This is a genomic window from Novosphingobium sp. BW1 (assembly GCF_008107685.1).
Taxonomy (GTDB): Bacteria; Pseudomonadota; Alphaproteobacteria; order Sphingomonadales; family Sphingomonadaceae; genus Novosphingobium.
The window spans coordinates 34,259-47,444 of sequence record NZ_VIRF01000041.1; the positions used below are offsets into that span (position 1 = coordinate 34,259).

General features: G+C 64.1%; 15 protein-coding genes and 1 tRNA gene. 2 read left to right on the plus strand and 14 right to left on the minus strand.

Annotated elements, in window-relative coordinates; translation table 11 throughout:
* Window positions 1-58: 58 nt before the first annotated feature.
* The 7 genes from rseP to FMM79_RS01785 all read right to left on the minus strand — a co-directional run bounded on the left by rseP (window position 59) and on the right by FMM79_RS01785 (window position 5,875).
* The gene (rseP, locus tag FMM79_RS01755) at window positions 59-1,432 is read right to left on the minus strand and encodes an RIP metalloprotease RseP (RefSeq protein WP_148625593.1); all 1,374 of its coding nucleotides are present in this window, start codon (window positions 1,430-1,432) and stop codon (window positions 59-61) included.
* A 37-nt stretch (window positions 1,433-1,469) separates the two neighbouring features.
* Window positions 1,470-2,633, minus strand: coding sequence for a 1-deoxy-D-xylulose-5-phosphate reductoisomerase (locus tag FMM79_RS01760; RefSeq protein WP_148625595.1), 1,164 nt, complete (start codon window positions 2,631-2,633; stop codon window positions 1,470-1,472).
* A gap of 8 nt (window positions 2,634-2,641) precedes the next feature.
* Complete coding sequence (locus tag FMM79_RS01765; RefSeq protein WP_148625597.1) at window positions 2,642-3,418, minus strand: phosphatidate cytidylyltransferase; 777 nt, start codon at window positions 3,416-3,418, stop codon at window positions 2,642-2,644.
* Window positions 3,405-4,094: a polyprenyl diphosphate synthase gene (gene uppS / locus FMM79_RS01770; protein ID WP_148625598.1), complete on the minus strand. Its 690-nt coding sequence runs from the start codon at window positions 4,092-4,094 to the stop codon at window positions 3,405-3,407. The genes FMM79_RS01765 and uppS overlap by 14 nt, the downstream gene beginning before the upstream one ends.
* Before the next feature lie 31 nt (window positions 4,095-4,125).
* Window positions 4,126-4,683 (minus strand): ribosome recycling factor, encoded by a 558-nt coding sequence (gene frr / locus FMM79_RS01775; protein ID WP_148625600.1) that lies wholly within the window; start codon window positions 4,681-4,683, stop codon window positions 4,126-4,128.
* 2 nt (window positions 4,684-4,685) lie between these two features.
* Window positions 4,686-5,408, minus strand: a complete 723-nt coding sequence (pyrH, locus tag FMM79_RS01780; RefSeq protein ID WP_148625602.1) for a UMP kinase — start codon at window positions 5,406-5,408, stop codon at window positions 4,686-4,688.
* Between the two features lie 110 nt (window positions 5,409-5,518).
* Window positions 5,519-5,875, minus strand: a complete 357-nt coding sequence (locus tag FMM79_RS01785; RefSeq protein ID WP_240338918.1) for a helix-turn-helix domain-containing protein — start codon at window positions 5,873-5,875, stop codon at window positions 5,519-5,521.
* Window positions 5,876-6,009: 134 nt separating this feature from the next.
* Between FMM79_RS01785 and FMM79_RS01790 the strand changes: the two genes are divergently transcribed.
* A complete protein-coding gene (locus tag FMM79_RS01790; RefSeq protein ID WP_148625606.1) occupies window positions 6,010-6,618 on the plus strand; it encodes an NAD(P)-dependent oxidoreductase in 609 nt (202 codons plus the stop codon).
* Here FMM79_RS01790 and FMM79_RS01795 read toward each other — a convergent pair whose 3' ends face one another.
* From FMM79_RS01795 to FMM79_RS01825, 7 genes are all read right to left on the minus strand, one after another.
* A complete protein-coding gene (locus FMM79_RS01795; RefSeq protein ID WP_148625608.1) occupies window positions 6,619-7,230 on the minus strand; it encodes a hypothetical protein in 612 nt (203 codons plus the stop codon). It abuts the gene before it with no gap.
* 132 nt (window positions 7,231-7,362) lie between these two features.
* Window positions 7,363-8,289: a translation elongation factor Ts gene (gene tsf, locus FMM79_RS01800; RefSeq protein WP_148625610.1), complete on the minus strand. Its 927-nt coding sequence runs from the start codon at window positions 8,287-8,289 to the stop codon at window positions 7,363-7,365.
* A 121-nt stretch (window positions 8,290-8,410) separates the two neighbouring features.
* Window positions 8,411-9,166 carry a 30S ribosomal protein S2 gene (gene rpsB / locus FMM79_RS01805; protein WP_148625612.1) on the minus strand — a complete coding sequence of 252 codons (756 nt, stop codon included), beginning with the start codon at window positions 9,164-9,166 and terminating at the stop codon, window positions 8,411-8,413.
* A gap of 220 nt (window positions 9,167-9,386) precedes the next feature.
* Complete coding sequence (locus tag FMM79_RS01810; RefSeq protein ID WP_148625614.1) at window positions 9,387-9,860, minus strand: hypothetical protein; 474 nt, start codon at window positions 9,858-9,860, stop codon at window positions 9,387-9,389.
* A gap of 417 nt (window positions 9,861-10,277) precedes the next feature.
* Window positions 10,278-11,066, minus strand: a complete 789-nt coding sequence (pssA, locus tag FMM79_RS01815; protein WP_148626161.1) for a CDP-diacylglycerol--serine O-phosphatidyltransferase — start codon at window positions 11,064-11,066, stop codon at window positions 10,278-10,280.
* A gap of 83 nt (window positions 11,067-11,149) precedes the next feature.
* Complete coding sequence (locus FMM79_RS01820; RefSeq protein WP_148625616.1) at window positions 11,150-11,899, minus strand: phosphatidylserine decarboxylase; 750 nt, start codon at window positions 11,897-11,899, stop codon at window positions 11,150-11,152.
* 238 nt (window positions 11,900-12,137) lie between these two features.
* Window positions 12,138-12,223: transfer RNA gene (locus FMM79_RS01825), tRNA-Tyr, on the minus strand.
* 174 nt (window positions 12,224-12,397) lie between these two features.
* Here FMM79_RS01825 and FMM79_RS01830 point away from each other — a divergent pair.
* Entirely contained in the window at window positions 12,398-13,186 is a 789-nt protein-coding gene (locus tag FMM79_RS01830; protein WP_148625618.1) for an RNA methyltransferase, read from the plus strand.

Genomic DNA, 13,186 nt, shown 5'->3' on the forward strand with positions numbered 1-13,186 from the left:
CCGCCACGATCAAGCAGCCAAACCGGGCGACATTGTGATCCTCGGTAAAATTCCTGCCCTATCCCCCGAAAATCGGCAGGGAGACAATGTCGTTCACCGTAACGAACACCATGAGCGCCAGAAGAAATACCACTCCCGTACGGATCGCCCACTCCTGGCTGCGACCATCGAGAGGTTTGCGACGAACCCACTCCGCCGCGTAGAAAGCCAGATGTCCTCCATCGAGGCCCGGGATTGGCAGGAGGTTGATGAACGCCAAGTTAATCGATATAAACGCCGAGAAAGCCACGAAATTCTCCCAACCAAGGGAGAATTGCTGGCCCGAGGCCTGGGCGATCTTTATGGGCCCGCCAAGCTCTTTGACCGAACGCTCGCCGAAGATGATCTGGCGAAGCCCTGTCACCATATCGTCGAGCATGTCGAAGCTGCGCGCAAAGCCGATCCCGACCGCTGCGACAGGACCAACCGGCACAAGCCGACCGACCCGCGCCTCGACGCCGATCATACCCACGCTTTCCTCTGCCCCATCTGCGCCCGGGCGCATTGCGGCGCGCACGGCGACGGGCAGAGCCAGTTCGGCTCCATCGCGCTCGACGGTAAAGCGAAGCGTCTCCCCGGCGCGCGGCTGCACCAGGTCAATAACATCGTGGAAACTGGTAACATCCTGCCCCTCGATACCCACGATCCGGTCGCCCACTTCGAAACCGGCGTCCTTGGCCGCGGAATCGGAGGTAAACCCCGCCACGATGGGCTGATCGAACGACACGCCCAGGTCGCCGATGCGGGCGGTCTTGCCGAAGCCGTCGTCGATCTCGCGCGCGGCAATCTCGACCGGCAGGGTCATGTCGCGCCCTTCGCGCTCGATACCCAGGGGAACGCGCCCCTCGGGGTGAAGCAGGATGTAGCGGTCCAGATCCTGGACATCGCCCACAGCCTCGCCGTCGATAGAGGTGATACGGTCGCCGACCTTGAGCCCTGCCTCCTGGGCGACCGAATTCTCGGCGAAGTCGGCAATCACCGGTTCGACCACACGGTTGCCGTAAGCCATCGTGAAGGCGGCAAAGATCGCGACACACAGGAGAAGATTGGTGAGTGGGCCGGCAAAGACGATCAGCGCCCGCTGCCACAGCGGCTTGAACTGGAACATCTGCCCGCGCTGCTCGGCCGGAGCCTCGCTAGCCCCGGCATCCGAGGCGCTGGCAGGGTTCATGTCGCCTGCAAACTGGACATAGCCACCGAGCGGGAGCGCGCAGAGCTTCCAGCGGGTGCCGCGCGTGTCGGTCCACCCGGCCAGTTCCTTGCCGAAGCCCACCGAGAACGCATCGGCCTTCACCCCGAAGAAACGGCCAACCAGGTAGTGGCCAAGCTCGTGGATGACCACGAGCGGCCCCAGCACGAGCAGAAATGCAAAAACCGTTGTCAGGACGCCCATCAGGCCAGTCCCCTCCCCTCGATCAACTGCCAGGCAGTCATGTACACGGCATCAGGCCCTGCGCGCGCCGACGCGCCTCGGCATCGACGGCAAGCACGTCGTCGAGGCTGCCGGGCGGCGGGGGCGCATAGCTTTCCAGCACGTGCGCCACGTCTGTAGCAATCCGGGTGAACCCAATATGACCGCGCAGGAAGGCATCGACCGCGACTTCGTTCGCGGCGTTGAGAACTGCCGGAATGGCGCCCCCTGCCTGCGCCGCCTCGCGGGCGAGACGAGTGGCCGGAAAGCGCTCCTCGTCGGGTGCAGAGAAGGTCAGTTCACCAATGGCCGCGAGATCGAGCGGGCCACACGGGGTTTCCATCCGCTCGGGCCAGGCGAGAACCGAGGCAATGGGCACGCGCATGTCCGAGGGGCCAAGCTGGGCAAGCGTGGACCCGTCGCGGTACTCCACCATTGAATGCACGACCGACTGCGGGTGCACGACGATGCGGAGCTTCTCCAGTCCGACAGGGAAGAGGTAATGCGCCTCGATCAGTTCGAGGCCCTTGTTGAACATGGTCGCCGAATCGACGCTGATCTTGGCGCCCATCGACCAGTTGGGATGCTTGACCGCCTGTGCGGGCCTTGCCGCCTCCAGCCGGGCCTGCGACCATTCGCGGAAAGGCCCGCCGCTCGCCGTCAGTGTGATCGCGCGCACGTGGCTGGCCTTGTTGCCCTGAAGGCACTGGAAGATCGCGTTATGCTCACTGTCGACGGGGAGCAGTGTCGCGCCATACCGGGTCACGGCGGCCGTCATGATCGGCCCTGCCGAGACGAGCGCCTCCTTGTTGGCAAGGCCGATGAGGCCGCCCTGCTCAATCGCCGCCATGGTCGGCGCGAGCCCGGCGCAGCCCACGATCGCGGCAATCGTCATGTCGGCGCCGCGCGCGGCCGCCTCGACCAATGCGGACGCACCGCCAGCCGCCTCGACACCTGATCCAGCGAGCGCCTCGCGAAGCGCTGGAAGGCAGGTTTCGTCGGCTACGACGGCTATCTCGGCAGAGAATTCGCGCGCGAGCTTGGCGAGCGCCTCGACGTTGCCGTTCGCGGTCAGCGCGAGGATTCGCCAGTCCTGAGGATTACGTCGCACGAGATCGAGCGTGGAGCTGCCGATGGAGCCGGTCGCCCCCAGAATGGAGATGGTCCGCGGATTGTGCGTCATTGCGCCGATCATGGCTGAAAGAGGATCATGAGAGCAAGCACGAAGAGCACGGCCAGCAGGCCGTCGACGCGGTCGAGAAACCCGCCGTGGCCCGGAATGAGGTTACCCGAATCCTTGAGCCCTGCCCGGCGCTTCATCCAGCTTTCGAGGAAGTCGCCCGCCTGCGCGCACACCGCGAGCAGGATGCCAAAAAGAAGGCACTGGGCGAAGATCGCAACGGGGCTGGCCGTCAGGTACCAGCAGTCCCCACTCGAGCCCAAGCACGCCTGCGGTCCTCCCGCAGGACCAACGGGCGAAGTCGTGATGCGTCCGTCCTGCCACAGCATGACCGCCCCGAACAGCACCAGCGTTGCGCCCACGCAGCCACCGATGAGCCCCGACCAGGTCTTGGACGGGCTGATGGCGGGCGCGATCTTGGGCCCGCCAAACGTCCGGCCCGCGAAATAGGCCCCGACATCGACCGCGATGACCGAGAGCATCACCGTCAGCAGCGGGGCGAGCGTGAAGGCCGGATTGCGCAGGAACAGCAACATGGCCGCTCCCACGCCGACATAGAACATGCCTGCGAAATTCCACAGGCCGCGCTGCATCGGGTCCTGCGTGCCCCGGCGCGCCATGCGCACCCATTCGTAGAGCACGCCGACCGCGACCGCGCAGACGAAGGCCATCCACAGGACACCGCCCGCCCAGACCGCCGTTCCGGCCACCGCCAGCATGACCACGGCCGAGACCGCCCGAACACCGAGGTCCGAACTACCCTTCGCCTTGCGATCAGCGCCCGCCATAGCGCCTCTCCCGGCCCGAGAAGCACTGCAGCGCCTCACGCAGGTGGTCCAGCGTGAAATCGGGCCAGAGCACGTCTGTGAAATAGAGTTCCGCGTAGGCGCACTGCCACAACAGGAAGTTGGAGAGGCGCAACTCGCCCGAGGTCCGGATCATGAGGTCGAGCGGCGGCATGTCGGCCGTATCGAGCTCGGCCGAAATCGTCTCAGGCGTAATCGCCCCCTTGGCGGCGGCTTTGGTCGCCGCGCGCGCGATCTCGTCCTGTGCGCCGTAGTTCAGCGCGACCGCCAGCGTCGTGCCGGTGTTGGACGCGGTGCGCGCGATGGCCCCGTCGATCAGCTCAACCACGTCAGGCTTGAAAGCCGAGTAGTCGCCGATGATCTTGAGGCGCACGCCAGCTTCGGCGAACTCGTCGAGGTCGGAGAGGATGAAACGCTTCATCAACCCCATGAGGTCAGAGACCTCTTCCTCGGGACGGCGCCAGTTCTCGGTCGAGAAGGCGTAGAGGGTCAGGGCCTCCAGGCCCAGTTCCCGCGCGCCGCGCACCACGCGGCGCACCGCTTCCACGCCGCGCTGGTGCCCCATCGCGCGCGGAAGCAGCCGCTTCTTCGCCCAGCGCCCATTGCCATCCATGATGATGGCCACATGGCGCACACCAACAGGTTCGCCGGCTCCCATCAGGCCCCCTTCCGAACGAACAGGTCTTGCCTCACTTGCCGAGGATTTCCTTTTCCTTGGCACCGAACGCCTCGTCGACGGCCTTGATCTGCTCGTCGGTCAGCTTCTGGACTTCGGTCTCCGCGCGCTTGCGGTCGTCCTCGGAGATTTCCTTCTTGGTCTCGTCAGCCTTGAGCGCTTCCATGCCGTCGCGACGCACGTTGCGGATCGCGACCTTGGCCTTCTCGGCGTACTGGCCCGCAATCTTGGCGAGCTCCTTGCGGCGCTCTTCGGTCAGATCGGGGATCGGCAGGCGCAGCGTCGCGCCGTCGTTGATCGGGTTGAGGCCAAGACCTGCCGAGCGGATCGCCTTCTCGACGGGACCGACATTCGACTTGTCCCAGACCTGCACCGAGATCATGCGCGGCTCGGGAACCGAGACGGTCGCGACCTGCACCAGCGGCATCTTCGAGCCGTAGACTTCGACCACCACGGGATCGAGCAGCTGGGTGCTGGCGCGGCCCGTGCGCAGGCCCGTCAGATCGCCCTTCAGCGATTCCACGGCACCTGCCATGCGGCGTTCGAGATCATCCTTGTCGTACTTTGCCATTGTCAGGCTCCTTTCTGCACGATCGTCTTGGTGCCCTCTCCCGCCAGAACAGCGGCGAGATTGCCCTGCTCGCGGATCGAGAAGACGACGATCGGAATCGCGTTGTCGCGGCACAGCGCCACGGCGGAAGCGTCCATGACCTTCAGGTTGTCGGCCAGGACGGTGTCGAAATCGACGGTTGCATAGCGCGTGGCCGTCGGATTGGTCTTGGGATCGCTGTCGTAGACGCCATCGACGCTGGTGCCCTTGAGCAGCGCATCGCACTTCATCTCGGCGGCGCGCAGGGCCGCGCCCGAATCGGTGGTGAAATAGGGCGCCCCCACGCCTGCTGCGAAGATCACGACGCGGCCCTTTTTCAGGTGGCGTTCGGCGCGACGGCGGATCACCGGCTCGCAGACCTTGTCCATCTCGATGGCGGACTGCACACGGGTCGGCACGCCCAGCTGCTCCAGCGCGTTCTGCATCGCGAGCGCGTTCATCACCGTGGCGAGCATGCCCATGTAGTCCGCCTGGGCACGGTCCATGCCCTTGGCCGCACCGGCCATGCCGCGGAAGATGTTGCCCCCACCGATCACGAGGCAGATTTCCAGCCCGGTGTCCTTCGCGGCCTTCACTTCCTTGGCCATCTCGGCAACGAACTCGGGGTCGATGCCGAACGGCTGACTTCCCATGAGAACTTCACCCGAAAGCTTGAGCAGAACGCGTTTGTAGGGGGAGGAACTCATCGCCGCACGGTCTCCTGAATTTGGGGGGCCGTTGGGCTTTAGGAGCGCGCACGCGCGTTGCCAAGGGCGAGACTTTAGATTTCCCGCCGTACACTTTGCAATACGTGACCTTAGCTGAGCGCGGCAAGACGCCGGTCGAACGCGGCCTGAGCGGCGGCCACCGCTCCCATGCGCTGCTCGGCCCAGTCGATCACTGCCTGCAACGCGCTCAGCAGTTCCGCGCCCAGCGGTGTGATGACGTAGCTGACCCGAACCGGGATGCTGGCCACCACGCGGCGCTCCACCAGGCCATCGCGCTCAAGTGTGCGCAGGGTCTGGCTCAGCATCTTCTGCGAGATCCCCTCGATCCGGCGGCGCAGTGCGTTGAAGCGCATTTCCTCGGCACCTAGCGTCGTGAGGATAAGCACGCTCCACTTGTCAGCCACGCGGTCGAGCAGCTGACGGGTCGGACAGGCCGCCGCGAACACGTCCGGTGCACGATGGGAAGCTAAAGGGTTGGCGGTTACCTCGGAGTGACCGGGTGCGAAAAAAGTGCCTTCTTGCATGAGCGCTAGGGATATCACACCTAGTCACCGCTATATACCACTTTAGGAGCTAGACCATGAAGATTGCTGTCCTGGGCGCCAGCGGCCACGCCGGTTCGGAAATCACCAAGGAAGCGGCCGCACGCGGCCACGAGGTCATCGCGGTTGCGCGCCACCCCGACGCCATCCCCGCAGCCCCCGGCATCACGCCGACCAAGGGCGATGCCAGCGACGCCGCGCAGCTCGCTAAGCTCATCGCGGGCAGCGATGCGGTCATCAGCGCCCTACACCACACGATCAAGGCCGAAACCCTACTCACCGCGCTGCGCAAAGCCGGTATCTTGCGCTTTCTGGTCACCGGCGGCGCGGCCAGCCTCAAGGGCGCCGATGGCACACGCCTGATCGATAACCCGGAATTCCCGGCCGACTGGAAGCCTGCCGCGCTGTCGGGGATCGCCTTCCTTGATGACCTCAAGGCCACTGACGATATCGACTGGACCTTCTTCTCACCCGCCATGATTATCTTCGAAGGCGATCGTCAGGGGCACTACCGCAAGGGCGGCAACCATCTCGTCGTCGACGCCAACGGCGAGAGCAAGATCAGCTTCGCCGACTTCGCGCTCGCCATGGTCGACGAACTCGAAGCCCACGAACACAGCCGCGCGCGCTTCACCGCCGCGTACTGATCACTCGCCCGCTGGCGTGAAGCTGGCCGAGACTACCACCTGCACCCGGTCACGCCGCGCGCCGGGGGCAGCCACCCGGCTCAGAACCATCGTGAAATCGGGCTCTTCGCGGCTGACGAAGGTGGTTGAGACCATGCCGCCACGCGCCGCCTCGTCGACCTCACGCCAGGCCCCCTTGAACGAGGCACTCTCTAGGACCTTCAAGACCACTGGCTGGAAATCCGCATCGCCTCCCCCCGTCACATGGCAAACCGGCAATTGGTCCGACACCACGACCACGAACCCGGCTCTTTGCGTGGAATTGATCCGCCAGTAATGGCTGCCCTGACGCCAGACCTCGGGCGGCTGATTGATTTCGTCCACCTGCTCAACGAGACCCATGGCCGATCCCAGCCCGACCTGCTCGTGAAACACCTCCGGCCCCGAGGCCCAGCTATCAGGATTCAATATCCACAGCTGGCACGTCCGGAAGGCACCTGCGAGCCCTTCCACAAGCGCCGGGTCGGCAGGCACGGCCTCGTTCGCAACCGGCTCGGCCAGCGCAGGACACCCCAGGCCTGCAACCAGAGATACCGAGCCAATCGCGAGAACCTGCATCCACCGATACACCATCAGGCTTCCCCCTTCACCGTCCCATTTCCAAGCATCAATTGAGGTGATACCGTGCCCACACCGTGCACGAAAAAGGCCGCAGAAGCGATTGCTCCTGCGGCCTTTTTCTAAAAATCGAGTGATCGAAAGCGATCAGACGCCAGCGGCCGCAGCCACTTCGGCGGCAAAGTCCGACTCTTCCTTCTCGATGCCTTCACCGAGCTGGAAGCGCACGAAATCCTTGAGAACGATCTTGGCGCCTGCGTCCTTGCCAGCCGCATCGACGACCTGCTGGATCGGGGTCTTGTTGTCCATCACGAAGACCTGCGAAAGGAGAGCGTTCTCCTTAGCGTACTTCGCGATCGCGCCGTCGACCATCTTGGCCTGAACCGCTTCGGGCTTGCCCGATTCGGCAGCCTTTTCCTCGGCGATCTTGCGCTCGCGCGCGATCAGCTCGGCGTCGAGATCGTCGGCAGTCAGCGCGAGCGGGAATGCGGCTGCGATGTGCATCGCGATCTGCTTGCCCAGGCCTTCCAGGACGTCAGCCGGAGCTTCCGACTCGAGAGCGACGAGAACACCGATCTTGCCGAGGTTCGGAGCCGCTGCGTTGTGCATGTAGGGAACGACGACACCCTGCGCGACCGAAACGGTCTTCATGCGGCGAACCTGCTGGTTCTCACCGATGGTGGCGACGTTGTTGGTGAGCGTGTCGGCAACGGTGCCGCCACCCGGGTACGCCGAAGCCTTAAGCGCTTCGATATCGTCGCTGTCCGCGCTCAGCGCGACTTCGGTGGTCTTGCGCACGAAGTCCTGGAACTGCTCGTTCTTCGCCACGAAGTCGGTTTCCGAGTTCACTTCGACGGCAACGCCCTTGGTGCCTTCGACGGCAACGCCGACGAGACCTTCCGCGGCCGTGCGGCTTGACTTCTTGGCGGCAGCCGCCAGCCCCTTGGCGCGCAGCGCGTCAACCGCAGCTTCGATGTCGCCGTTGGTTTCGTCGAGGGCCTTCTTGCAATCCATCATGCCGGCGCCCGAACGCTCGCGCAGGGTCTTCACGTCTGCGGCGGTGTATGCAGCCATCGCTCAAATCCTCTTGTTTGGTACAGACCGGATCACCGGCCTTGAATACAGGTGCGCGCCGAGCCCCATGGACCCGGCGCGCGACAATTCCATGACGAAAGTGTCGTCCGTCGCCGGGCTATCAGGCCTCGACAGCGGCTTCCGCAGCGGGCTCGTCCATGGCGCCCATGTCGACACCGGAGTCGATCATGGCGTCCTGGCCGCCCTTGGTCGCGGCCTGCGCCATCGCTTCGCAGTACAGGCGCACCGCGCGGCTGGCGTCGTCGTTGCCCGGGATCGGGAAGGCAATGCCCTGCGGGTTGACGTTGGTGTCGAGCACGGCGACGACCGGAATACCAAGGACGTTGGCTTCCTTGATCGCCAGCTCTTCCTTGTTGGCATCGATCACGAACATCACGTCCGGGATACCGCCCATGTCGCGGATACCGCCGAGCGACAGCTCAAGCTTGTCGCGCTCACGGGTCAGCTGAAGGATTTCCTTCTTGGTGAGGCCGTGGGTGTCACCGGAAAGCTGCTCTTCAAGCGCCTTGAAGCGCTTGATCGACTGCGAAATGGTCTTCCAGTTGGTGAGCATACCGCCCAGCCAGCGGTGGTTGACGAAGTGCTGACCGCAGGCGCGCGCGGCCTGGGCGATCGGCTCCTGCGCCTGACGCTTGGTACCGACGAAGAGCACCTTGCCGCCAGCCTGCACGGTGGCCGAGACGAAATCGAGCGCGCGGGCCATCAGGGGCACGGTCTGCGACAGGTCGATGATGTGGATGCCGTTGCGCGCACCGAAGATGTACGGCTTCATGCGCGGATTCCAGCGGTGGGTCTGGTGGCCGAAGTGGGCGCCAGCTTCGATGAGCTGCTGCATCGTGACGGTAGGAGCCGCCATAGAAAAATTCCTTTCCGGTTGTACCTCTGAAAAGCTGGAACCGTGGGGATCAGACCCGCTGCGGCACCGGTATGTGCGCTTTCCATGTGGATTCGCCTGCTGATCAGAACCTGCGAATTCAGGAATCCATATCAGTCGACGCGGCGGCCCTTAGACCTAATCGCCCCGCGATGCAAGGCCGGATGCAGAACCCGCATGCAAACAGCGCATCAGGACCCGCTCAGTGAACGCGCAGCGAGCCTGTGACACCAAATGCGCGGTCGATCGCGAACTCGTCGGCCGCCACATCGCTCTCGACGACATCTTCGAGGAGGCCCACGGTCTGGTCGATGATCGACTGCATCTGCATCAGCGTCTCCCCGATCGCCTCCATCGACTGCGCCGCGCGAGCAAAGTCGGCGACGATCACCACACCATGCTGCTGGTCAATGGAGAAACGGCAACCCAGCAGACGGTCGTGCAGACGCGCCAACGTCAGGCACATCGGCAGTTCGGGCTCGACATCCTCGAGAACGAGCCCCTTCAGCTGAAGCCAGTCCTCGACACGGAACAAGGACCAGGCGCTCCCGGTGGTCTGATCGGTCAGGAACACCTCGTCCGCGCCGATCTCCTCCACGGTGAAGGCGTTAAGCGCACACCACTGCGACAGTCCGTCGAGCGTGATGAGGCGATGAGGCAAACCGTCGGCAACCATGGGAACCCTAACTAATGCGAATGAAGGCGCAGCGGTACGGAGCCCTTTAGAGGGGCGCCCTGCACGTATCGCGCCCCTCTCGTCAAATTCCCACTTGACACAACGGGAACAAAAATAGAACAAGAACGTCACTGGAACATTGATAGAACAGATTTGCGTTTTCCACAAGTCATCCACAGCCCCGCGCACAGCTGCGGGGCGCGAGAAAGGAAACGGTCATGACAGCCTTTGCCGCCAGCCTCTTCGCCCTCGCCGGTCTTGTCTCGGTATGGGTGATCGGAAAAACACTGCTGGATTACGCTGCGGCCGCGCGCGGCCTGTCACGGCAGCTTCAGGCCTGCAGCACCACGCTGACCGTTTCTTGGTCCGTGATCGAGCGCCCTTCTCCGCACGGCGACACGCAGCGCGGGAAGGTCGTCACGATGGGCCAAGCGGCTCGTCAAGCTCGTCGAGTTCCGGCTCCGGCACGGCCACTGGACCTTGCCGCCTGACCTTGGCGTAGACGAGCAGGCCATAGGGCAGCAGCGCCAGGTAGCCGATGGTCAGCACCACCAGCGTGGGCCAAGGCTCGACCAGGAGCGCAGCCATTGCCAGCCCGACAAGGGCCAGGACGAAAAGACGCACGCCCGGCGCAGGACGCAGGCGCGACCAACTGAGCGTCGGAATATTCGAGATCATCAGGAAGGCGGCCAGCACCATCCAAACGCTGACGCCGATGGGATTGGCAAAGTCGCGCTCTCCGCTCGCGATCCACAGGCACAGCGGGAGGAAACCGAGCACGGCGCCAAGCGGCGCCGGGACACCAGTCAGGAAGCCTGCCGCCTTGTGCGGCTGATCGTCGAGATCGAGACGCGCATTGAAACGCGCAAGACGCAGCACACAGCAAATTGCAAAGGCCAGCGCCGCCATCCAGCCCAGGCTGGGCAGCGCATGAAGCGACCAAAGATAGACGATCAGCGCAGGCGCGACACCAAACGAAATCGCGTCAGCCAGGCTGTCCAGTTCCGCACCGAAGCGCGACTGCGCCTTGAGCAGGCGCGCCGCGCGTCCATCGATGCCATCGAGGACGCCCGCCAAAAGGACGGCCTGGACCGACTTCTCGAAATCACCGGCGATTGCAAAACGGATGCCTGTGAGCCCCGAGCAGAGCGCAGCGGCCGTAATGGCATTGGGCACAAGCGCGCGAAGCGAAAGGCCGCGCGCCATGCGCCGGGCACGCGAATCCGAAGCCCCGTCCGGGCCCGGCGTCTCTTCCGATGGCGCGGCGGTCTGGGGAATCGCGTCCTCGCTCACTGGCAGACACCCTCGATCATGGGAGCAGCGCCGATTTCGCCCAGCACGGTTTCACCCGCAACGATACGCTGGCCCATGAGCACCTTGGGCTCGGTGCCGGCGGGAAGGTAGACATCGACGCGGCTACCGAAGCGGATAAGGCCGATACGCTGGCCTGCGGCGATGATGTCACCCGGCTTCACGAACGGCACGATGCGGCGCGCAACGAGCCCGGCGATCTGGGTGAAGCAGACCTGCTGGCCATCGCCGCGTTCGATGAGAATGTGCTGACGCTCGTTTTCTTCGCTCGCCTTATCGAGGTCCGCATTCACGAATTTGCCGGGGATATAAATGACACGGCGCACGGTGCCACCGATGGGGGTGCGGTTGATGTGGACGTCAAAGACGCTCATGAAGATTGAAACGCGCGTGAGCGGCGCGTCGGATAGAGGCGGCATACCGCTGCCATCATCCACGGTCAGCTCGCGCGGTGGCGGGACCTTCTGGATCAGCGTCACCAGCCCATCGGCCGGCGCGACGATGGCGCGCTCATCCTGCGGCGTCACGCGCAGCGGATCGCGGAAGAACGCCAACACGCACAGCGTCAGGACAGCCAAGGGCCATCCGAACCAAGGACCAAGAAAGATCCAGACGACGAGCGCAAGGACGCCTGCAATGGCGCCGAACTTGCGGCCTTCGGGGTGAATGGCCGGCCATTGCCACGAGGCATCGCCACGACCCTGATTATCGAGAATATCTGAGGACATTCGTTTCCTCTAGTGAGTGGCGTACAAGACCGCAATGCTGCCCCGACCGGGAAGTTCCGGGAACGGTGCGCAAAGCTGTGCGCAGACGGCGCCTGCCGGAAACCGCGCACAGGCTCAAATGGCGCCAACACTCATCTGGAAGAAAGGGAGGAAAGGCTACCGCGCTGTCGCTGTGCCCGCCACCTGCTCCGCCCTTGGGCGGAACCCTTCGTCGTGACAATTTCAAGAGAAGGGCTGGTGGTGGACAGGGCTGGATTCGAACCAACGTACGCTTGCGCGGGCAGATTTACAGTCTGCTGCCTTTAACCACTCGGCCACCTGTCCACACCAGTCATCTGGCTGAGATTTTCCTTTCGGATCATCTTGTTGGTCGAGAGCGTTTAGTGCCGCCCCCGTTGCCGAGGACCGGCCCAATGCCGAACTCGGCCTTGCCTGTCAATGGGTCGAATGGCAGGAGCGGCACATAATTTGAATTTTTTTGAAAAAAGGATCACAAAGATGAGCAAGCGCGGACAGGGGAAAGCCCTGCGCGGCCGGGCCGGACGCATGAAAAACGGCCGGGGATCGGGGCGCGCGAGCAGCGGCATGGTCCGCCTGTGGGGTCGCCACGCGGTCGAGGCGGCTCTCAAGAATCCGAATCGCCTCCACCGCAAACTTTGGGCGACTCGCGAAGGCGTCGAATCACTTGATGGCGAGTTGCCCGTCGATTTCACTGTCGAATGGGCCGAGGCACCCGACCTTGCCCGACTCGTTGCACGCGATGCGCCTCATCAGGGCCTCGTCCTGGAATGCGAGCCGCTCGACGAACTTTTCCTCGCTGACGTCCTCGACAACGATCCCGCGCGCCCCGTGCTCGTCCTCGACCAGGTGACCGATCCGCACAACGTCGGCGCGATCCTGCGTTCGGCCGCGGCCTTCAACGCCTGCTGCATCGTCACCCAGGACCGCCACGCACCGCCTGAATCGGGAACACTGGCGAAGTCGGCCTCAGGCGCGCTTGAAGTCGTGCCATGGATCCGGGTGGTGAACCTCGCACGCGCGCTCGAGGAGATCGCCGAGGCGGGCTACTGGCGCATCGGCCTGGATGGCGAAGCCGAATCGACGTTAGCCGAGGCCCTGCCCGCAGGTGCCGTCTGTCTCGTCCTAGGCGCCGAGGGCGATGGCATGCGTCACAACATCGTCCAACATTGCGATGCAATCGCCAAGCTGCCCATCTCCTCGGACATGGAAAGCCTCAATGTCAGTAACGCGGGCGCGATCGCACTCTACGCGGCCGCGACACGCTGA

Coding starts and splice junctions, on each gene's coding strand:
- rseP (WP_148625593.1), bottom strand. CDS start 1,432: ATGGGCGTCCTGACAACGGTTTTTGCATTTCTGCTCGTGCTGGGGCCG.
- FMM79_RS01760 (WP_148625595.1), bottom strand. CDS start 2,633: ATGACGCACAATCCGCGGACCATCTCCATTCTGGGGGCGACCGGCTCC.
- FMM79_RS01765 (WP_148625597.1), bottom strand. CDS start 3,418: ATGGCGGGCGCTGATCGCAAGGCGAAGGGTAGTTCGGACCTCGGTGTT.
- uppS (WP_148625598.1), bottom strand. CDS start 4,094: ATGGGAGCCGGCGAACCTGTTGGTGTGCGCCATGTGGCCATCATCATG.
- frr (WP_148625600.1), bottom strand. CDS start 4,683: ATGGCAAAGTACGACAAGGATGATCTCGAACGCCGCATGGCAGGTGCC.
- pyrH (WP_148625602.1), bottom strand. CDS start 5,408: ATGAGTTCCTCCCCCTACAAACGCGTTCTGCTCAAGCTTTCGGGTGAA.
- FMM79_RS01790 (WP_148625606.1), top strand. CDS start 6,010: ATGAAGATTGCTGTCCTGGGCGCCAGCGGCCACGCCGGTTCGGAAATC.
- FMM79_RS01795 (WP_148625608.1), bottom strand. CDS start 7,230: ATGGTGTATCGGTGGATGCAGGTTCTCGCGATTGGCTCGGTATCTCTG.
- tsf (WP_148625610.1), bottom strand. CDS start 8,289: ATGGCTGCATACACCGCCGCAGACGTGAAGACCCTGCGCGAGCGTTCG.
- rpsB (WP_148625612.1), bottom strand. CDS start 9,166: ATGGCGGCTCCTACCGTCACGATGCAGCAGCTCATCGAAGCTGGCGCC.
- FMM79_RS01810 (WP_148625614.1), bottom strand. CDS start 9,860: ATGGTTGCCGACGGTTTGCCTCATCGCCTCATCACGCTCGACGGACTG.
- pssA (WP_148626161.1), bottom strand. CDS start 11,066: ATGGCGCGCGGCCTTTCGCTTCGCGCGCTTGTGCCCAATGCCATTACG.
- FMM79_RS01820 (WP_148625616.1), bottom strand. CDS start 11,899: ATGTCCTCAGATATTCTCGATAATCAGGGTCGTGGCGATGCCTCGTGG.
- FMM79_RS01830 (WP_148625618.1), top strand. CDS start 12,398: ATGAGCAAGCGCGGACAGGGGAAAGCCCTGCGCGGCCGGGCCGGACGC.